Source organism: Brevundimonas vesicularis (assembly GCF_027886425.1).
GTDB lineage: Bacteria > Pseudomonadota > Alphaproteobacteria > Caulobacterales > Caulobacteraceae > Brevundimonas > Brevundimonas vesicularis_C.
The window spans coordinates 1,276,544-1,296,954 of record NZ_CP115671.1 but is presented as its reverse complement, the minus strand read 5'-3'; the positions used below and the strand labels follow the sequence as shown (position 1 = coordinate 1,296,954).

Genomic DNA, 20,411 nt, shown 5'->3' with positions numbered 1-20,411 from the left:
CGATCATCGCGTCATCCGGTGTGAGTAGCTGCAACAAAATGCGATCAGCAAATCACTTGTGACAACGCTGTCAGATGCTAGGGTTTTTGCGAGGATCGTGCGGCACGTCGGCGTATGGGCGTCGCTCATGAAAGTACACAGGCCTTGAGGGAGGTTGGGGTGAGAAAGAGATCGAGCGCGAGCGTCGCGGCCGTGGCCCTAGCGGCCGCCTTCGGTGCGGCACAGGCGGAGACGGAGACCAGCGCCGTCCGGATGAGCCAGATCGGGTTCGAAACCCAAGGGCCGAAGACGGCAACGGTCGAGGATCGGGCCACCCGCCCCCTGCCTTGGCGCGTGGTGGACCCGGCGGGCGCTAACGTGGCCCAAGGCACGTCCAAGGTCTTCGGCCAAGACGCCGCCTCGGGCCAAGCCGTGCATACGGTTGACTTCCAATCTCTGCAGACCGTTGGCGAAGGCTATCGGCTGATCGTGGGATCGCACGAGAGCCGCCCCTTTTCGATTCAGCAGCATCCGCACGCGCGACTGAAGTACGACGCCCTGGCCTATTTTTATCAGAATCGAGCGGGTGTGCCGATCCTGGCGGATCATGTCGCGCGGCCGGATCTGGCGCGTGCGGCCGGGCACCCGCACGAGGTCGCGGCCTGCTTCTCGGGCGCGGACACGGCCGGCGTGGTCTGGCCCGGATGCGACTATACGTTGGACGTCACCGGCGGCTGGTATGACGCCGGCGACCACGGAAAATACGTCGTCAACGGCGGCATCTCGGTCTGGATGTTGTTGAACGCCTATGAACGCGCCATGACCAAGAGCGGCCCCGGCGCAAGCGCCTTTGCGGACGGCAAGGTCGACATTCCCGAGGCCGGAAACGGCGTCAACGATCTGCTGGACGAGGCGCGTTACGAGATCGAGTTCCTGCTGAAGATGCAGATTGCCGACGGCGTGAAGCTGAAGGTCCCGGTCGGCGCCCAGGTGCCGGGTCAGCCGCTAACCCTGACCGAGATCGACGCCGGCGGCATGGTCCATCACAAGGTGCATGATGCGCAGTGGACGGGCCTGCCGATGGCCCCGGCGGACGATCCCCAGCCGCGCCTTCTCTATCCGCCCAGCACAGCCGCGACGCTCAATCTCGCCGCGGTCGGCGCCCAATGCGCGCGGATCTGGCGTGACATCGACCCGGCGTTCGCGCGCCAATGTCTGACGGCGTCGCAACGGGCCTTCCGCGCGGCGCTGCGCAATCGCGACGTTCGGGCCGGAGAGAACTTCGCCGGCGGCGGCGCCTATGGCGACAACGACTTCTCGGACGAATTCTATTGGGCCACGGCCGAGCTTTTGGCCACGACGCGCAATCCGGCCTATCTGACCGCGCTGAAGACTTCGCCCTATTATCTGGGCGGACCGCTGTCGGGCAAAAGCGCGACTGGCGATCCGGGCTTTTCCTGGACGGCGTCGCTAGGATCGCTGACGCTGGCGACTGTGCCGGACGTTCTGCCGCCGGAGGATCTGGTCACCGTGCGCGCCAACATCGTGGCGGCCGCCCGCGCATACGTCGATGCCGGCTATGGTCAGGGCTACGGCCTGCCGGTCGCGGGCGAGAAATACGAATGGGGCTCGAACGGCGCCTTGATGAGCCGGGCGGTGATCCTGGGTTCCGCCTTCGACTACACCGGCGACTGGAATTTCCGCAACGCGGTGATCTGGTCACTGGACTATGTTCTGGGCCGCAATCCGATGGATCGGTCCTATGTGACCGGCTACGGCGATCGTCCGGTCCAGAACCCGCACCATCGCTTTTGGGCGCATCAGGCCGACCCGGCCTATCCCCTACCCCCGGCGGGCGCCCTGTCGGGCGGGCCGAACAATCAGGCCATGATTGATGATGTGGCCAAGACGCTTGTCGGCAAATGCGCGGCCCAGACCTGCTGGGCCGACGACATCAGCGCCTATTCCCTGAACGAAGTGGCCATCAACTGGAACGCGCCCCTGGTCTGGGTCGCCGCCTTCATCGACGACCATTGAGACGTCGCAAGTCCAAGACTTCCGCCGTTCTTCGGACGGCGGAAGCTAGCGTGTGAAACGCCTAGGCCATCTCTTCCAGTTCGCGACCCCGCGTTTCCTTCACCCAGGCCTGGACCAGGAAGAAGGAGATCAGGGCGCTGACCGCGTAGAAGCCATAGGTGAAGACCAGCCCGAGGGTGGCGGCCATCCACGGGAAGCTGACCGAGATGGCGAAGTTGGCGATCCACTGGGCGAAGCCGGCGACGGCCAGGGCCGAACCGCGCATCTGGTTGGGGAACATCTCGCCCAGCATGACCCACATGACCGGGCCCCAGCTGAAGTTGAAGAAAACCACATAGGCATTGGCCGCAATCAGGGCGATCAGGCCGGTCTGGTCGTCCAGGTGCAGCGATCCGTCGATCAGAGCGGCCTTGGAGAAGCACCAGGCGACGACAGCCAGGGTCACAAACATGCCGGCCGAACCGATCAGCAGCAGAGGCTTTCTGCCGATCTTGTCGATGACGGCGATGGCGGCCAGGCAGGCGGCGATCGACAGGACGCCGGACAGGATGTTGATCTGCAGCGCGTCGTTCTCGGAGAAGCCGACCGACTGCCACAGCACCGCGCCGTAGTAGAAGACGATGTTGATACCGACGAGTTGCTGGAACACGGCAAGGATCAAGCCGGCCCAGACGATCGGGCGCACCTTCTTGGTCGCGGGGTCCAGCAGATCGGCGAACTTGGGCTTGTGGTCGGCCGCCAGCGAGGCGCGGATTTCCTGAACCTTACGCGCACCGGCGCCCGCACCGAACAGTTTGGACAGCACGGCCTCGGCCTGGGCGTCCTTCTTCTTGACGACCAGAAAGCGCGGGCTTTCTGGGATGACCAGGAGGGCGATCAGATAGACGGCGGCGGGGATGACCTGCAGCCAGAACATCCAGCGCCAGGCGGGGAAGCCCAGCCAGAACTCTGCCGTCGATCCGCCGGCGGTCTTGGCCAGGGCGTAATTGGCCACGAAGGCGCCGGTCAGGCCGGTGATGATCATGATCTGCTGCACCGACGACAGTCGGCCGCGGATCGAGGCCGGGGTCACTTCGGAGATATAGGCCGGCGACAGGACCGAGGCCGCGCCCACGCCCAGGCCGCCGATGAAGCGGGCGATGATGAAGTGGGCCGAAGTGTCTGCCGCGCCCGCCCAGAAGGCCGAGACGATGAACAGGGCGGCGGCGATCTGCATGACCGTGCGACGGCCGATGGCGTCGGCCAAACGTCCCGCGATAAAGGCGCCGACGGCGCAGCCCAAGAGGATTGCGCCGACGTTGAAACCGGTTCCCAGGGCCGACAGGTTGAAGGCCGCCTCCAGCCCGTCCTGGGTGCCGTTGATGACACCGGAATCGTAGCCGAACATGAAGCCGCCGATGGTGGCGACCGCCACGATCAGGGCGATGAAGGCCATGTTGACGCGGTCGTCGCCCGCGATGTCGGGGCCGGAGCCACCCGTCGGTCCTGCCATCTCGATATTCCCTCCAAAAGCCCGCAAAATGGTTCGGGCGTTTATTCCTAAGCCTGCTGGCGTTCCGTGATACCCGGCAATTCGGGATCAAACTCGTTCAACCCGCCCAGCTCGCCCCGCGCCCTCGCTTTCCGGCCGTAAACCCATTCGAACAGGGGGGAGGCCATCAGGGTGGTGATGATGGCCATCAGCACCAGGATGGAGAACAGGGCCGGGCCGATGACGCCCTTTTGCAGGCCAATGTTGATGATGATCAGCTCCATCAGGCCGCGCGCGTTCATCAGGGCGCCGATGCCCATGGCCGTGGCGTTGTCCTGACCCGTCAGGCGCGCGGCGGCCCAGCAGGCGCCGCCCTTGGCGAGGATGGAGCCCAGCAGGATAACGACGGTCACGGCTAGCAGCCCCAGGCTATTGACCATGGTCAGCTGGGTGTTCAGCCCCGAGAAGGTGAAGAACATCGGCAGCAGCACCAGCACGGCGAACGGCTCCAGCTGACGCTTGACTTCGTCACTCAAGAGACCGCGCGGCATGGCGACGCCCAGGATGAAGCCGCCGAAGACGGCATGGATGCCGACTGCGTCCATAGCCCAGGCGCTGAGCATGAACAGGATCAGCACGATCCCAAGCACGGTCGGGCTGAGCCGCCCTTCCCGCTCGACGATCCGGCCCAGCGGCGCCAGCAGCTTCGGTCCCAGCGTCAGCATGAACAGGGCGAAGGCGCCGCCCCCGCGATGGCCGTCACGGCCAGCATCGGCCCGGCGCCGAAGCTGGCCAAAACGATGGCCAAGACGCACCAGGCGCCGGCGTCGTCGATGGCGCCGGCCGCCAGAGACAACGACCCTAGCCGCGTGCCGCTGAGGCCCCGCTCATGGATGATGCGCGCCAGCATGGGGAAAGCGGTGATCGAGATGGCCGCGCCCATGAACAGCATGGCCTGCCAGGTCTGGACGCCCTGCCCGAACAGACCCTCAGCGACCAGCCAGGGCGCAATGGCTACGGCGACCAGGAAGGGCGCCGCCATGCCCGCTAGCGACACGGCGGCCGCGCTTTTCGCATTGGCCCTGAAGTGATCGCGACGGAAGCCCAGCCCGATCAGGAACATGTAGAGGCCGACGCCCAACTGGGCGCCGACGAACAGAATCGACCGCGACTCCCTAGGGAACAGGGCTGCCTGAAAGTCCGGTGCCAACAGGCCGAACAACGACGGGCCCAGGATCACCCCGGCGATCATTTCGCCCACCACCTGCGGTTGGCCGAAGTAGCGCTTGGCCAGCCAGCCCACGATGCGGCAGGCGGCGATGATGATCGCCATCTGCAGGAAGAAGGCCACGCTCAGTTCAGCATTGGTCATGCGGCCGGTTCCCCCCTTGGCGAGCGCCAGCCTACTGCGTCGGACAGACGGCGTCGCCCTCGTTCGACGCCAGGCGGATATCCTCGACCGTGACCGCGAAGTCGGCGTTGGTGCGCAGGCCCCAGGGTTGGTCGACGGCGGCGATGTCGGCGCCACGGTCACGCAGGCACGATAGGCGCACCTTCAACGTGCGCCATTCGCCGACGGGGGCTGCGCCGATCAGGCCGGAGATGTCGACCGAACCGGCGCCCAGGGTCAGGAAGACGGGCCCCTTGGCGCGGGCGTCCACGCGGTAGCGGAAGGCGATGGCCATCTCGCCGTTCGACTGGCGCGTCAGATCGACCGGCTGCGCCACGATCATCGCCTGGCCGCCGCCCTGCGAGAAGATCAGGGCGCGGGCCGACTCCTGGCCTGCGCCGTCGGTGGCGCGCGCCGACACGCCGCCGCGCGGGCTAGCGCCGCTCTTTTCAGAACCCAGACGGAACTCGCCGCCCGCGTCGCGCAGCATCAGCGACCAGGGCGCGACGAAGCGGCCATCGACGAAATAGCGATCCAGATTGCTGCCGGACCCGACGACGCCGCTGTCTTCGGACAGGGCGCCGACCCGCGCCGGACGGGCGTAGGTCAGGCCGTAGCCATAGGCGAACTGCGCGTCGTAACCCGGCTGACCCACGTTCAGCGGCTCGCCCTTGGCGGTCTTGGGCCAGCTGAAGGACAGGGTTCCTGTGAAGTCGTTGCGCGGCTTGCCCGCCGCATCGCCGATCAGCACATCGGCGATCCCGCCGCCTTCCGTACCCGGCAGCCAGGCGGCGACGAAGGCGTCGGAGGCGTTGATCTCAGGGTTGGTCCACATCGGGCGGCCCGACAGGAAGACCGACACGGTCGGAATGCCCGCCGCCTTCAGGCGCTTCAACGTCTCCAGCGGTTCGGTCGGCAAAAAGTCCAGCGTGTCCACATCGCCCTGGAACTCGGCGTACGGGGTTTCGCCGAAGACGACGATGGCCACGTCGGGCTTCTGGGTAAAGTATCCGTCGGCGCTGAGCGTCGCCTGGCCGCCGCCGGCGGCGACCGCCTCGCGGATGCCGCTCCAAATCGACTGGCCGTTGGGGAAGTCGGCGTTCGAGTTGCCCGTGCCCTGCCACGTCAGGGTCCAGCCGCCCGAGGCCTGGCCGATATCGTCGGCGTGACCGGCGACCAGCACCCGCGCGCCCGAGCGGATCGGCAGGACCGAGCCCTCGTTCTTCAGCAGCACCAGCGACTTGCGCACCGCCTCGCGCGCTAGGGCGCGGTGGGCGGGCGAACCCAGCTCGTTCAGATGCCCCTCGACCGGGCGGCTGTCGTTGAACAGGCCGGTCTTGACCTTGACGCGCAGGATGCGGCGCACCGCCTCGTCCAGGCGCGCCATCGGGATTTCGCCCGACTTGGCCTGGGCCAGGGTGTTTTCGTAAAGGGGCTTCCAGCTGTCGGGGGCCATGAACATGTCGATGCCGGCGTTGAAGGCCAGGGCGCAGCTTTCGTTCGAACAGCCCGGCAGCTGGCCATGGGCGTTCCAGTCCGACACCACGAAGCCATCGAAGCCCAGCGGGCCGCGCAGCACGTCGGTCAGAATGGTCTCGTTGCCCGAATGTTTGACGCCGTTCCAGCTGGAGAAGCTGGCCATGATCGACAGCACGCCGGCGTCGATGGCCTGGGGATAGCCGGACAGATGGGTGCGGATCATCTCCTGTTCGGACCCGGCGAAGTCGCCCTGGTCCTTGCCGCCCGTGGTGCCGCCGTCGGCCAGGAAGTGTTTGGCCGATCCCGCGATATGGCCGGGCGTCAGCGGATGATCGGCCGACAGCGCGCCCTGAAGGCCCAGGGTCATCGGGCCGGCGTAGCTTTGCGCCACTTCCGGGTTCTCGGCATAGCCTTCATAGGCGCGGCCCCAGCGGTCGTCCTGGGGCACGGCCAGGGTCGGGCCGAAGGTCCAGTCGGCGCCCGTCACCGCCACCTCCAGCGCCGTCGCCTCGCCGATGCGGCGGATCAGGTCGGGATCACGCGCGGCGCCCAGGCCGATGTTGTGCGGAAAGATGGTGGCGCCGACGATGTTGTTGTGACCATGAACGGCGTCGATGCCGTAGATCAGCGGGATCCTGGCGCCCGGCCGCTGGGCGGCCGCCGCGCGGAAGGCCTGAGCCAGTTCGACCCACTTCTGGGCCGAGGCGCGCTCGTCGCCGCCCGGCGAGGAGTTGCCGCCCGCCAGGATCGAGCCGAGCGGATAGGTCAGCAGGTTTTCAGGCTTGATCGAGCCGATGTCCGCCTGGATCGTCTGGCCGACCTTCTCCTCCAGCGTCATCCTGCTCATCAGTTCGGTGACGAAGGCTTCCGTCGCCCGATCCGTCATCGCCGCCGGCGAGGCTGCGCGGGGCCAAAGCGCCGGATGGGCGCGCGTCGCGTCGGTCACGATGGAGGCCTGGGGCGTGACGGCCTGAACTGGAACGGCCCGAGCCATGCCGGGGTCGATGGCGCAGGCGCTCGACATGAGGGTGATCACCAGGGCGGTGGCGGCCATGCGCATGGAGGGAGACCTGATCGTTGCGGCCGCCACGCCGCCCAAGCCAACCCCGGAGACGCGCCTTCAGGCCGATATGGATGTCCGAAACAGCCCCGGACGAAACCCACTGTGCCAAACGTCTGACAGCGCTGTCAACAGCTGCCTGAGCTTGCCTCTCAATGCTTGATGCGAGCCGTGGACTGGCGCGCGATCAGATCATGCGGAACGATGACACGCGCGGCGGCGTCGCCGTCCAAGAGACGACGAAGAGGCGGAATAAGGCGTTGCGCGGCGGCGGCAGCCATCTCCGCTACCGGCTGACGGATGGTGCTTAAATCCGGAGTGCTGAAACCCGCGCCGGGCGAATCGTCGAAACCGGCCACCGACAGGTCGCCGGGCACCGACAGCCCCAGTCTCGCGGCACATTGCAGGACGCCAAGGGCCGTATCGTCGTTACTGGCGAAGATCGCCGTGATGTCGGGCGAGGTCTCGTGCAGTTTCTCCATCGCCAGCGCCCCGGAGTTGAAGGTGAAGTCGCCCTCCACCACCCAAGCTGGCGCCACATCCAAGCCAGCCTCGGCCATGGCGTCCCTGTAACCGGCCAGACGACGCCGGCTGGCGCCATAGGCGACAGGCCCGGTGACGAAGGCGATCCGCGTGTGCCCGAGGTGGATGAGATGACGGGTCATCTCCAACGCGGCGCGCCGTTCGTCCATCTCGATGCAGAAGCCCCGATCGAACGCCGCTTCCGGCCCGATGCGGGCATAGGGCGTGCCCGCCGCGTCGAGGGCGTCCATCACCGCCGTATTGTCCGAGTTCGGCGGGGTCAGAATGACGCCCTCGGGCCGGATGGAGTTCAACAACGCCATGAGATCGCGTTCAAGATCGGCCGAGTTGTGATCCACCAACTCGATCATCAGATGGTAATCGACCTGGCGCGCCTCCATCAGGGCGCCGAACTCCAGACGCCCCAGATAGTCGCTGCCGCGCCCGCTCTTCCAGTGTTCGATGGTCAGATCCGCGTCCACCAGGACAGCGATCAACGACGACGACGCCCCCGCCAGACTACGTGCCGACAGACTGCGCCGATAACCCAGAGACGCAGCCGCCTCCTCCACCTTGGTTCGCAGCGTGGGGCTGACGTTCGGCTCGTTGTTGAGCACGCGCGACACGGACTTGATGGACACGCCCGCCTTCGCGGCCACGTCATAGATCGTCACCGTCGCCAAAACCCGTCCCCCTGAACGTCGCTCAGATCGCTTCTAACATCCCCGGTCGAAAAGGCGATGCCGACACAGCTTATGGTCAGGCTTGTCCATCGCTGTCATGCCGAAAAATGGTCTGCTAGACAGTCGGCATGATGATCCAAAACGATGCCGGTTCGATCCGAAAAATCGTCATCCTGGGCGGAGGAACCGCTGGCTGGATGACGGCCGCCGCCCTGTCTCATCGTCTGGCGGGCAGCGCCGTCTCAATCGAACTGGTCGAGTCCGACGAGATCGGCATCGTCGGCGTGGGCGAGGCCACCCTGCCCCACATCCGCGCCTTCAACACGGCCATGGGCATCGACGAACAGACGTTGATCGACCAGACGCAGGCGACCTTCAAACTGGGCATCCAGTTCGTGGACTGGGGACGGCCCGGCGACAGCTATATCCATCCGTTCGGCGCCTATGGCGAGCCGATCGAGGGGATCGATTTCCACCATGTCTGGGCTGCGCGCCGCGCCATGGGCGACGCGGCCGACATCAGCGACTACAGCTATCCGGTCAGGGCGGCCGAGGCGAACCGCTTCCAGCGGCCGGTTTCCGACCCCGGCTCCATCCTGTCCACCTTCAGTTACGCCTTTCAGTTCGACGCGAGTCTCTACGCCGCCTTCCTGCGCCAGGTGTCGTGCGGGCGCGGCGTGGTCCGCACCGAAGGGAAGGTTGTCGATCATGTCCTGGATGGCGCGACGGGCGATGTCGACGCCGTCGTCCTGTCGGACGGGCGCCGCATCTCGGGCGATCTGTTCGTCGACTGCTCTGGCTTTCGCGGAAGGCTGATCAATCAGGCGCTGGAGACGACGTTCGAGGACTGGAGCCATTGGTTGCCCTGCGACAGCGCCTTCGCCGTGCCGTGCCAGACGACGGCGCCGGTCGGCCCCTATACCCGCGCGACGGCCCGTGCGGCGGGGTGGCAATGGCGCATTCCGCTGCAACATCGCACCGGAAACGGCCACGTCTTCTCATCGGCCCATATCTCGGACGAGGACGCCGTGGCGACCCTGATGTCCAATTTGGAAGGTCCGGCGCTAGCCGAGCCGCGTCGGCTGAGCTTCAAGACCGGACGACGCCAAAGGCTATGGAGCCGAAACGTCGTCGCCATCGGCCTGTCCGGCGGCTTCCTTGAGCCGCTGGAGTCCACCAGCATCTATCTGATCCAGTTGGGGATCACGACCTTGCTGGATCTGTTTCCCGACCGGGTCGGGATGGCAGCGGACGCCCAAGAATACAATCGGATCATGGCGCTGGAGTTCGACCGGATTCGTGACTTCCTCGTCCTGCACTATGTCGCCAACCAGCGTGACGAGCCGTTCTGGCGCGAGATGCGAACCATGCCCTGGCCAGACAGTCTGTCGGCCAAGGTCGAGGCCTTTAAGTCGCGCGGCCTGCTTCCCGACTACGACATCGGCGTCTTCCTGCCGCCCAGCTGGCTCGCCGTACTGGTGGGGCAGAACATCGTTCCGAACGGCTGGGATCCGCGCGTCGATCGGCTGGAACCACACGTCTTGTCCGACAAGCTGGCAGCCCTGTGCGACGACGTCCGATCGACCGTCGATCGAACGCCCGATCACATGACCTTCATCCGCGATGCGGCTGCGCGCGCAGGTAGCCTCCGATGAGCGGAACCGAAAAGATTTGGGTCATTCAGGGCGCCGGCTTAGCGGCTTGGGCGGCGGCCGCGCTGCTGGCCCGCCACCTGCCGTCTGGTAATTCGGTCCTGATCGAAGCCGCCGCTCCTCCCGCGCTTGGTGAAGAGCCCGAGGTCGTGATCGCTGATCCAGACGGCGTGCTCGTCCAGTTGTCTGACGGCGCCGACCTGTTGGCTCTGGGCCACGGCGGCTTCTTCCTCGGCTCGCTGCTGCGAAAATGGCGCGACGGGCGAGACATCGCCGTTGTCGAGCAGGAGCCGCTGCCTGGGATCGATGGGGTCGCGCTGGCGGACATCGTGCTGCGCGCCGCCCGTCAGTCGCCCGCCGCCCCCGACTACGCCGCGCTTCTGGCGCCGCTGCAGTTTCAGGCGCGCGTGATGGCGGCCGGTCGTTACGCTCATCCCAGCCCGGATCGGCAGTCGCCGCGCTCCCTTCTTCGTCCCAGACTGATGCTGGACGCGCGCGTTCTGACGGCGCGACTGCGGGACATCGCCAGGCGCGCCGGCGTGCGAGAAGGTGTGAACGACGCCCGCGAGATCGCGCCCTTCATGACCTTGGACACGCGCGCGAAAGGCGCCTTTGACGGGAACGGCGACTGGACCGCGCGCCTGGGCTACGACCGCTGTCTGACGGTGCGCTACGCGGGCGGCGACCACGCGCCGCGTCTGGATATGACCAACCTGGTCGAAGGGCTGGCCAGTCGCAACCCCCTGCCCGGCGGCGGCTTCGCCAGCCTGGCCTACGCCGCAGATCGCACCACCGCTGACGTTGCGAAGGCGGCGCTGGCGGCTTGGTTGGGCGGCGTTGATGTCGCCGCCCAGTCGGACGTCGCCCTCGCCCCCGGCCTGGATACGCATCCCTGGAGCGGCCGTCGTCTTGCTCTTGGTCCGGCGGCGGCGCGCTTTGGCGACGCCTTGGGCTTGGATAGCGCCGCGCTGGAGCGACAGCTGACACACCTGGTCTTATCGCTGCCAGGCGCGTCCGAGCAGATTCCAGCCTGCGCCGAAGCCTATAATGAGGCGGTGGTTCGCGACATCGCGCACCGCGCGGATAGACTCCATTTGATCCTTCTGTGCGGATCGCAAGGCCAGCGACTGACCCCGGCTGGCGACGACCTGGCGCGTCGCATCGCTCAGTTCACGTCTCGCAACGCCGGTGTCGGCCTGGATGGCGATCCCTACGACGCACAGCACTGGACCATGCTGATGGCCGGCCTTGGCCTGACGCCGCGCCGTTACGACATCCAGGCCGACCGTCTGGACATCAAGAGCGCAACGGCTTCGTTGGGGCGAATGGTCATGGCTTTCGACCAGACCTTGGCCGCCCTGCCCGCCCATGCTCAGTTCATCGAAAGGCTGCGCGAAGGCGGCTGATCCAGAACGAAAAAAGGGGCGTCGATCAGATCGACGCCCCAAGTCTTCGCTCAGAGAAGAAGTTTTAGAAGGTGTAGCGCAGGCTGAACGTCACGCGACGGTCGCTGCGGAAGTAGGAGCGCGGGGCCAGCGGGCCGGCCTGGTTCGCGCCGTTCAGGTTGTAGGACGTCTGCTGCTGCGTGACGGTGACCTCGTCCAGCAGGTTGGCGCCATACAGGCCGATCTTCCAGTTGTCGTTCAGGGTGTAGAAGATCGAACCGTCAAGCTGCCCGGTCGAGTCGTTGAAGATCGGCGAGAACGGGTTCACGTCGTCGCGCGGCGTCAGCAGGAAGCCGTTGCGCCAGTTGTAGGCCAGACGCGCCGAAAGACGATCCCGCTCGTAGAAGACCGAGAAGTTGTAGGTGTGCTTCGACAGCTGCTGCAACGGCAGTTCCAGACCCACATAACGCGGCTCGGTCACAGCATTGGGGAAGGTCGAAGGCTCGACGTAGGTGTAGTTCGCCTCGATACCCAACCCGCTCCACAGGCCTGGCAGGAAGCTGTAGGTCTGCTGATAACCGACCTCGAAGCCCTTGATCCAGCCGGAGCCGATATTGACCTGCTGGTTGACCTGAGCATCCGTGGAGACGCCCTGCGCGTTGCTGAACTGCTGGACGGTCGAGCCGCTGGCCAGGATGTCCGACAGGTCCTTGTAGAAGGCGTTGAAGGTCACCGAGCTACCCGGCTTGAAATACCATTCCACACCCAGATCGTAGTTCCACGAGCGGACGCCCGTCAGCTGCGAACCGCCGGTGAAAGTGGTCAGCAGCGGGGCGGTGTTGACGTCGCCGCCGTTGTCCCGGACCTGGTTCATGTCGGTGTAGAACAGGGTGGCCGCGAAGGCCGTCACGCCGAAGTCCGGGCGCGTCATAGCGCGCGACACGGCCCCGCGGAACACCCATTCCTTGTACTTCAGATTGACGTTCAGGCTGGGCAGCCAGTCGTCATAGCTGTTGCCGCGCTCGACCTCTTGGAAGCTGCCGTCGCTGAAGGCGACCAGCTGGTTCAGACGGTCGTTCGACAGCAGGCAATAGCCCGGCGCCGACTGACCCGGCTGGACGGTCGAGCACCGGAAACGGGCGATGGCCGCCGCATTGGCCTGGGTGACCGGAATGTTCTGACCCGGGAAGCGCGGATCGTTGCCGTTCGCATCACCGAAGTTCTGCGCGATGTTGGGGCTGGAGATGAAGCCGCGCGTCTGGAAGTCGGTCTTGGCGTAGCGAACACCCAAGTTGCCGGTGATGGCGGTGTCCGGACCGAAGACATCATCCCAGCCGAAGTCAAACCGGACATAGGCCGATGTCGTCTGTTCGGCCGAGTTGTTGATATCGCCCGGCAGGAAGGGCGTGCCGGCGATGGCGCCCGGACGCTGATCCAGCGGACGCCAGGTCGAACCCGAGCTGCTCGCTGCAGCCAAGGCCGCCTGCAGCGTGCCGTCCCTATAGGCCGCAATCAGATCGGCTGTCGGATAGAAGCCGTTCATCGGCGTCGGATTGTGACCGCGCTGGAAGTTGGGGAAGTCATACGCTTCGACAGCGAGCGGACCTGTGGTCTGGAACGGCGTGACGCCGCCAGCCCAGCTCTCGGAAATCGCACCCCAATTATAGGCGGTGTAGCGCCGCGTCTGCTCGCGGTCCGAATAGCGCGCGCCCATGCGGATGGCGCGCAGCGGCGAGTTGTCGAAGTCGTATTTGACGTCGGCCTTGAACGCGGTCTGATCACCGTCCGACTGTTCGATGTGGTCCATCGCCGAACGATAGTAGAAGTTCGACGGATCGTTTGTGCTGGCCGACGGCTGGCCCGAGGCGTCCACGAACTGGATGTCCGGCACGCCATGACGCCCTTCGCCGATCAAGGTGTAGAGCGGCGTGATGGCGCCATAGACGCTCATGTCCAGATCGTCGGCGCTGGCCTTGCTATACTGCGCATCCAACCAGATCGATAGGCGATCGGTCGGATGGAACTCGGCGGCCAGAGAGAAGTCTTCGGTCAGGGTTTGCAGATCGCGCTGACGCTTGGGCAGAACCTGCAGGTTCGGCGCATTGCTGACCAGCAGCCCGCTCGTGAAGACGCCGTTGGAATCATAGGTGAACGACTGGCCCGGCAGGGGGGTGGGATTGCCGCCGCTGCCCAGATCGACCTCGACCACGCGCTCGCCCCAGGCCGAGGTCGAGTCGGCGCGGATGTATTCGCCGGTCAGCTTGGCGCGGCCGTCGGTGGATTCCCACTGCAGCGAACCGTCCAGGGTCGAACGCGAACGGTCAAACTGCTGGGTCCGCACCGCACCACCGCGCGGCACATAGCGGCGATCCTCGCCGTTCGACAGATCGGACCGGTAGGTGAAGTCGGTGAGGTGGCTGCCGTACGCTTCGGAATAGAGGTCGGATTCGCCATAGCTAAGCAGGGCGCCGAACGAACCGTACTGGGTGTCCCAGACGTTGCTGATCAGGGACGAGAAGCCCAGGCCCGGCTTTTCACGCAGGTCGCCGTACGACCCTTCGACCGTCGCGCCGAAGACGAACTTGCGGCTGTCGAACGCCTTGCGGGTGCGCAGATCGACAACCCCGGCGATACCGCCTTCGATCCTGTCGGCCGTCGCATTCTTGAACACCTGCACGCTCGAAAGCAGTTCCGGCGACACGTCGTTGAAGCCCAGTGCGCGACCCGTGTTCACGCTGAAGGCGTCGCGGCCGTTGAACTCCGAGCGGACGTAGGACAGGCCGCGAATGATGACGTTGGAACCTTCGACCGAGAAGTGGTCGGGGTCGGTTGGGCCTTGGAAGCGGTTGATGTTCACGCCGGGGATGCGCTGCAGCACTTCGTTGACCGACTTGTCCGGCAGGGCCCCGATGTCGTCAGCGGTCACGGCATCGACGAAGGTGTCGGAGTCGCGCTTGATCGCCTGCGAGGATGCGATCCGCGCGCGGATGCCGGTGACGACGACGTCGTCGACCTGCGCCGCATCGTCCGTGGCGGGGGTCTGGGGCGCCGGCGTCGATTGGGCGTGGGCGGCGGTTGCGCCGACGACGGCGACCGTCAACGCCAGGGCGGACACGGAACGGCGCAGCCCGCGAGCGGCGGGCGCATAGCCGGCTTGGAACATCTCTGACTTCACTTCTGATCCCCCCGAGGACGGTTCAGCCCGTCGCAATCGTTTCGGCAGCCTTGATCGACCGTCCGCGAGCGTGTTGGACTACTGATTGACAGCGATGTCAACGCCTCGCGACAAGCTTGGCGCGTTTTTGATCAGCGGGTTCAGAAGCGGCGCGCGCCCACCATTGCGAAGGACGCCAGTCTGCTGACACGGCTTTCAGGCGGCAGGCCCGGTCTCAAAACGCCTTGCGATTCATCGTCGTCGCCAGAACATCTTCGTGCGTCGGCAGGGCGTCGGCCGTGCGCCAGATGCTGTCTCGGATCGCTGACAGCCGGCCCAGATTGGCGTCATGACTGATAACGTCGGAAATCGGGTGACGCCCCTGCGGCGTCAGCCCCTGCCCCACCGCGACCGCAAGCCAGCTCGACTCGGAAAAGATGTCATGGTCGCGCCTGATGATCCGACCCGTATCCTCGAACAGGGCGATCTTGGCCGCCAGCCGGTCCGGGATCGGCATGTCGCGCATCTGGCTCCAGAACGGTCCCTCTCGCTGGTTGATCTTGTAGTGCAGGATCAGGAAGTCGCGGACCGTGACGAATTCCTCCTCCATCAGCGCGTTGAACTCACGGCGAAGGCCCTCGCTGTTTTTGTGCGACGGAAACAGGGTGATCAGCTTGGTGATGGCGCTCTGGATCAGGTGAATGCTGGTCGATTCAAGCGGCTCGAGGAATCCGCTCGACAGTCCGACCGCCACACAGTTGCGCTTCCAGCAGTCCTTGCGCCGGCCTGTGGCGAACCGCAGGCGACGCGGCTCGGCCAGAGCCGTGCCCTCCAACCGCGACATCAGCGCGTCCTCGGCCTCCTGATGTGAGATGTGCGCCGAGGAATAGACGTAGCCGTTGCCGACCCGGTGTTGCAGCGGGATGCGCCACTGCCACCCGGCCTCGCGCGCCGTCGACCGTGTGTAAGGAGACAACGCCCCCTCCCGTTCGCATGGGACGGCGACAGCGCTGTCACATGAAAGCCAGGAACTCCAGTCCTCATAGCCGGACGTCAACGTCTGCTCGATCAGAAGGCCGACGAAGCCGGTGCAATCGATGAAGAAGTCGCCTTCGACGACCCGCCCGTCGTCAAGCCTTACGCCTGTGATGTCGCCATCCGCCGCCTGCTGGACCTCGACCACCCGCCCTTCGCGCCGAACGACCCCCAGCCCCTCCGCAAAGAGGCGCAGGAAGGCGGCATATAGCGCCGCATCGAAATGATAGGCGTAGCCCAGGCTGGACAACGGCGACTGCGGCCCGCCCTGCGGATGAACGAAACGGCCACGGCGTGCGGCCTGCCAGGCCATGGAATAGGTTTCCAACGGCTCCGACCCGCCTTCGGCGCAGGCTTTCAGCCAGAAATGATGAAAGGCGATGCCTTCCATATCCAGCCCGAAGGCGCCGAACGGATGGAAATAGCGCTCGCCCTCGCGTCGCCAGCCGTCGAACTCAATCCCCAGCTTGAACGTGGCCTTGGTCTGACGCAGGAAGTCCGCCTCGTCGATCCCCAGGCGCGCGTTGAACTTCAGGATTTCCGGGATCGTCGCCTCGCCGACGCCGATGATGCCGATCGCCTCGGATTCGACCAAGGTCACGGTCTTGCCGGCGCCCGCGAACGCATGCGCCAGCGCGGCCGCTGCCATCCACCCCGCCGTGCCGCCCCCGACGATGACGATGCGATCTATGATCAAGGATGAGTCAGCCAAGTTGCACCTCAGTCACGATTATCGGACTCGATTGCGGATTCACCAATGGTATTAGCTTGTTCCGTGGCCGTGGTGGCGCGGAATCGATCATCATGCTCGTTAGGTTTATGTGTTTAGCCTTTTTCTAGAACGGCGCTAGGCGCAGTAAAGCCTCTGATAGTTGTTTAAAGACGATCCGGTCCCGTCCTGGCGGTCAACACAAGTTCTGCGGTCAACGGATCAGGCGAAAGGCCCCAGCGCGCGAGCGCCGCGTCGAACACGGTCGGATCGGCCGCCACGGCGGCGAATAGCGTCATCGATGATCGGATTTGAGATCGTCGGGCGATCCGAACAGCTGAAGCACCGACGCCGCCGGCGCCGTGGTCGCGGTTTGGGCTGCGCGGATGAGACGCGCCCCTAGAACGGGATGCAGCAGATAGGCCTGCGCCTCCGCGAGCGATCCGATGCCATAGAAGGCGGCTGTCGAAGACCGTCCCAGCGACCGGGCCTGGGGGAAGACAAACCACATCCAGTGGCTTGTCTTGCGACCCGCCGCGAGCTCGGCCATCGCCGTTTCGAACACGGGGTCTTGAGCTAGGACGAAACGGTCGAGTCCTGTGGTCATTCGGCCGTCTCGCCCAGACTGGCGAACCAGTCTGCATAGGTAGTGTTTTGCACCATGTGTCGATTGAGATCCGGCGAGCCGTCGGTCCACCACACAGGGCCCCGCTCACCCAACCCCACCTTGGCCTTGTCGACGCTGCGCCGCGCTGCGGCCAAAGCGTCCGTATCCTCAGCCGCCAAGGCCGTCCGCACCGCCCGGCGCGCCGACATCAGATCATACGCCAGTTCGTCCCTCGCCTCCGCCGACAGAGCAGGATTGGAGCACCGCCACAGCCGGCCTCGAACCACGAAATAGCGGCCGTCGGGGGTGGTGGGGTATCGGAGGGGCTGCGTCATCGTGGGGCTAACGCGCCGCGCCCGGGATGGTACCGACCAAAGGGCGATCCACAACGCCGTTGCGATCCGCCTTGACTCTCACACGCTTGAGTAAGAACAAATAAGGAACATTCAGCTCGCATCCGGTTTCAGGAGACATGTCCGCCGCCTCCCCATCCTTCCAGGCGCTCCGCGCGGAGATCGCCCGTATCGAGGCGGGTCGACGTCCGCCTGGCGGCGTGCTGCCGTTTGGACTGGCCGCGCTCGATCGCCGGCTGCCCGCCGGCGGCTTGGCGCTCGGCGCGCTGCATGAGGTGGCTGGCGGCGGCGACGGGGCCATCGATGGGGCCGTTGCCGCCTTGTTTGCGGCCGGTGTGGCAGCGCGCACCCAGGGGCCGGTGCTCTGGTGTGTGACCCGCCCGGACCTGTTCGCGCCGGCGCTGGAGCAGGCGGGGCTGTCTTCGAACCGAGTCATCTATGTGGAGGCCGAGGACGAGGCCGGATTGCTGGCCGCCTTCGAGGACGGCCTGCGTCACGGCGGCTTCGGCGCGGTCGTCGGCGAAGTGGCCCGCCTGTCCATGACGGCGTCCCGGCGGCTGCAGCTGGTCGCCGAGGACACGGGCTCGCTTGGACTGGCGGTCCGACGATGGCGACGTCAGGCCGAGGCGGCGGACTTCGGCCAGCCGACCGCCGCCGCCACCCGCTGGCGGGTCACCGCCCTGCCCTCCGCCCCCCTGCCCGTGCCCGGCGTCGGCCGCCCGCGCTGGTTTGTCGAACTGATCCGCTGCCGCGCCGGAGCCTGCGCGGAATTCGAACTGGAAGCCTGCGATGAGACGGGTCGTCTCGCTCTACCTCCCCACCTGGCCGACCGATCGGCTGCGACGCCGGCTTGGACCCGACGCGCCGTCGCCTGATACGCCGATGGTCCTGATCGGGCGCCAGGGCCGCAAACGCGTCGTTCTGGCCGCCGACCCCGCCGCCCGCGCCCATCGCCTGTATCCCGGCATGGCCGCGACCCAGGCCCGGGCCCTCGTCGCCGATCTGGTCGTTCATCCCTTCGACCCCGCCGGGGACGCGGCCGCCCTGGACCAACTCGCCCTCTGGTCGCTGCGGCGCTATGCGCCGATCGTGGCCGCCGACCCGCCTGACGGCTTGGTACTCGATGTCACCGGGGCCGGTCACCGCTATGGCGGCGATGAGGGCCTGCTCGAGGATCTGATCGCCCAGACCGCCGCTGTCGGTCTGGGCGCCCGCGCCGCCCTCGCCGACACCTGGGGCGCCGCCCACGCCTTGGCCCGCAACCTCGCCGAACCGACGATCGTCGTCGCGCGCGGGGGGCCTGCTATTCGTCGCCTGCCCTTGCGCGCTTTGCGCCTGCCCGCCGACATGGTCGATGGCTTGGTGCGTCTGGGGATCGACACCATCGGCGAGCTGGAAGCCAAGCCTCGCGCGCCATTGGCCCTGCGCTTCGGACCGGAGCTGATCCGTCGCCTGGATCAGGCCTACGGCCGCGCCCATGAGCCGATCACCCCGATCGACGCTCCGGAGTTGATCCAGGTCCGACGGGTCTTCGCCGAGCCGATCGGCGCGCCCGAGACCCTGGCCCGCTACACGCTCAAACTGGTCGAAGCCCTGAGCGGTGCGCTCGAAGCTCAAGGGCTGGGCGCCTCCCGGCTCGACCTCCAGTTCGAACGGATCGACAACCGGACCGAAGCCATCCGCGTCGGCCTGGCGCGCCCCGTCCGCGATGTCGCGCGGCTCACACGCCTGCTGTGCGACAAGATCGAAACCGTCGATCCTGGTCTCGGCGTGGAGGCTATGGTCCTGGCGGCGCCGGTTGTCCTGCCGCTGGACTGGTCGCCGAACGCGGACGATCTGGGCGGTCCGGCGACGCCCGACATCGGCGATCTCGTCGATCTGCTCGCCAATCGTTTCGGCCCGCAGAACCTGTATCGACTGGCCCCGGCGCAGAGCGACGTGCCCGAACGCTCGATCCGCAAACTATCGCCGACCGCGCCGCCGGTGTCGGAAACATGGACGCGCCGCTGGCCGCGCCCCTCCCGCCTGCTCGCCCATCCTGAAGCCATCGAGGCCGTTGCGCTTCTGCCCGATCAGCCGCCGGTCGCCTTCAGCTGGCGCGGCGTTCGTCATCGCGTCAGGCGCGCTGACGGCCCTGAGCGGATCTTCGGAGAATGGTGGCGGCGTGACAGCGAACGCGATGCGGTGCGCGACTATTTCCAGCTGGAGGACGAAGCTGGCGCGCGCTTCTGGGTCTTTCGACGCGGCGATGGCGAACAGTCTCAGACCGGCGATCTCAGCTGGTGGCTCCACGGGCTCTTCGGCTGACGCCTTTCGACCGGGGTCAATGTCAATCTCGAGTGGTCCGCGCTGTCTCGGAATTGCTGACCGTCGGCCTTGGCTGCCGCTTGTTGATCGGACAACTAGCATGTCTGCATGGCTCTCCCCAGCAATACCGGTTGTAACCGGGCCACGTCTGACAGGCACGGGCAAGGCGAAGGATAGGCGGTAGCGGGTGTATGCGACCTAATGCCCGTCAGGATCGCCATCGCGAAATCGCCACTTCATGATCAGGACGGACGCCGCCATGATCAGGGCAAAACTGTTCGACACCGTCACCGGCCAGGCTTGGGTCATGACGCCATAGACCACCCAGAGGATGAAACAGGTGACGGTAAGCGAATAGGTCTTGAGGCTGACCGAAGACGCGTCGCGCTCTTTCCAAATCTTGAGGGCTTGGGGCGCAAAGCTCGTAATCGAGCAGACCGCCGCCGCTGTACCCACGATATTGGCTGTCAGGTCGCTCATGGATGGGCAACGACGCCCCCTGGGCCACCGTTCCTTTGTGCGAAAACGCACCTCTAGATGATCACGTCGGTGCCCGCACTAGGCGTCAGGAAAGCTGATTTCCGCCCT

15 protein-coding genes are annotated in these 20,411 nt (G+C 66.0%); 5 read left to right on the top strand and 10 right to left on the bottom strand.

The window, feature by feature from the left end; genetic code table 11:
* Window positions 1-159 precede the first annotated feature (159 nt).
* On the top strand, window positions 160-2,016 hold the full coding sequence (locus tag PFY01_RS06445; protein WP_271042852.1) for a glycoside hydrolase family 9 protein: 1,857 nt from the start codon (window positions 160-162) through the stop codon (window positions 2,014-2,016).
* Between the two features lie 61 nt (window positions 2,017-2,077).
* Here PFY01_RS06445 and PFY01_RS06440 read toward each other — a convergent pair whose 3' ends face one another.
* The 5 genes from PFY01_RS06440 to PFY01_RS06425 all read right to left on the bottom strand — a co-directional run bounded on the left by PFY01_RS06440 (window position 2,078) and on the right by PFY01_RS06425 (window position 8,579).
* A complete protein-coding gene (locus PFY01_RS06440) occupies window positions 2,078-3,508 on the bottom strand; it encodes a sugar porter family MFS transporter (RefSeq protein WP_271042851.1) in 1,431 nt (476 codons plus the stop codon).
* Window positions 3,509-3,555: 47 nt separating this feature from the next.
* The gene (locus PFY01_RS15625) at window positions 3,556-4,212 is read right to left on the bottom strand and encodes a cation:proton antiporter (RefSeq protein WP_420197055.1); all 657 of its coding nucleotides are present in this window, start codon (window positions 4,210-4,212) and stop codon (window positions 3,556-3,558) included.
* Complete coding sequence (locus PFY01_RS15620) at window positions 4,206-4,859, bottom strand: cation:proton antiporter (RefSeq protein ID WP_420197015.1); 654 nt, start codon at window positions 4,857-4,859, stop codon at window positions 4,206-4,208. The genes PFY01_RS15625 and PFY01_RS15620 overlap by 7 nt, the downstream gene beginning before the upstream one ends.
* 31 nt (window positions 4,860-4,890) lie before the next feature.
* Window positions 4,891-7,416: a glycoside hydrolase family 3 protein gene (locus PFY01_RS06430; RefSeq protein WP_420197054.1), complete on the bottom strand. Its 2,526-nt coding sequence runs from the start codon at window positions 7,414-7,416 to the stop codon at window positions 4,891-4,893.
* 152 nt (window positions 7,417-7,568) lie between these two features.
* Window positions 7,569-8,579, bottom strand: coding sequence for a LacI family DNA-binding transcriptional regulator (locus PFY01_RS06425; protein ID WP_420197053.1), 1,011 nt, complete (start codon window positions 8,577-8,579; stop codon window positions 7,569-7,571).
* A 170-nt stretch (window positions 8,580-8,749) separates the two neighbouring features.
* On the opposite strand from PFY01_RS06425, the gene PFY01_RS06420 reads away from it, so the two are divergent.
* Window positions 8,750-10,276 (top strand): tryptophan halogenase family protein, encoded by a 1,527-nt coding sequence (locus tag PFY01_RS06420; RefSeq protein ID WP_271042850.1) that lies wholly within the window; start codon window positions 8,750-8,752, stop codon window positions 10,274-10,276.
* Complete coding sequence (locus PFY01_RS06415) at window positions 10,273-11,679, top strand: tryptophan 7-halogenase (RefSeq protein ID WP_271042849.1); 1,407 nt, start codon at window positions 10,273-10,275, stop codon at window positions 11,677-11,679. Before PFY01_RS06420 ends, PFY01_RS06415 begins: the two co-directional genes overlap by 4 nt.
* 64 nt (window positions 11,680-11,743) lie before the next feature.
* Here PFY01_RS06415 and PFY01_RS06410 read toward each other — a convergent pair whose 3' ends face one another.
* The 4 genes from PFY01_RS06410 to PFY01_RS06395 all read right to left on the bottom strand — a co-directional run bounded on the left by PFY01_RS06410 (window position 11,744) and on the right by PFY01_RS06395 (window position 17,498).
* On the bottom strand, window positions 11,744-14,821 hold the full coding sequence (locus PFY01_RS06410; RefSeq protein WP_271042848.1) for a TonB-dependent receptor: 3,078 nt from the start codon (window positions 14,819-14,821) through the stop codon (window positions 11,744-11,746).
* Window positions 14,822-15,047: 226 nt separating this feature from the next.
* The gene (locus tag PFY01_RS06405) at window positions 15,048-16,559 is read right to left on the bottom strand and encodes a tryptophan halogenase family protein (protein ID WP_271042847.1); all 1,512 of its coding nucleotides are present in this window, start codon (window positions 16,557-16,559) and stop codon (window positions 15,048-15,050) included.
* Between the two features lie 292 nt (window positions 16,560-16,851).
* Window positions 16,852-17,163, bottom strand: a complete 312-nt coding sequence (locus PFY01_RS06400) for a DUF1810 domain-containing protein (protein ID WP_271042846.1) — start codon at window positions 17,161-17,163, stop codon at window positions 16,852-16,854.
* Complete coding sequence (locus PFY01_RS06395; protein ID WP_271042819.1) at window positions 17,160-17,498, bottom strand: hypothetical protein; 339 nt, start codon at window positions 17,496-17,498, stop codon at window positions 17,160-17,162. Before PFY01_RS06395 ends, PFY01_RS06400 begins: the two co-directional genes overlap by 4 nt.
* Before the next feature lie 137 nt (window positions 17,499-17,635).
* Between PFY01_RS06395 and PFY01_RS06390 the strand changes: the two genes are divergently transcribed.
* A complete protein-coding gene (locus PFY01_RS06390) occupies window positions 17,636-18,391 on the top strand; it encodes an ImuA family protein (RefSeq protein ID WP_271042845.1) in 756 nt (251 codons plus the stop codon).
* 7 nt (window positions 18,392-18,398) lie between these two features.
* The gene (locus tag PFY01_RS06385) at window positions 18,399-19,823 is read left to right on the top strand and encodes a Y-family DNA polymerase (protein WP_271042844.1); all 1,425 of its coding nucleotides are present in this window, start codon (window positions 18,399-18,401) and stop codon (window positions 19,821-19,823) included.
* Window positions 19,824-20,021: 198 nt separating this feature from the next.
* Here PFY01_RS06385 and PFY01_RS06380 read toward each other — a convergent pair whose 3' ends face one another.
* Window positions 20,022-20,303, bottom strand: a complete 282-nt coding sequence (locus PFY01_RS06380; RefSeq protein WP_271042843.1) for a SemiSWEET family sugar transporter — start codon at window positions 20,301-20,303, stop codon at window positions 20,022-20,024.
* Window positions 20,304-20,411: the final 108 nt, after the last annotated feature.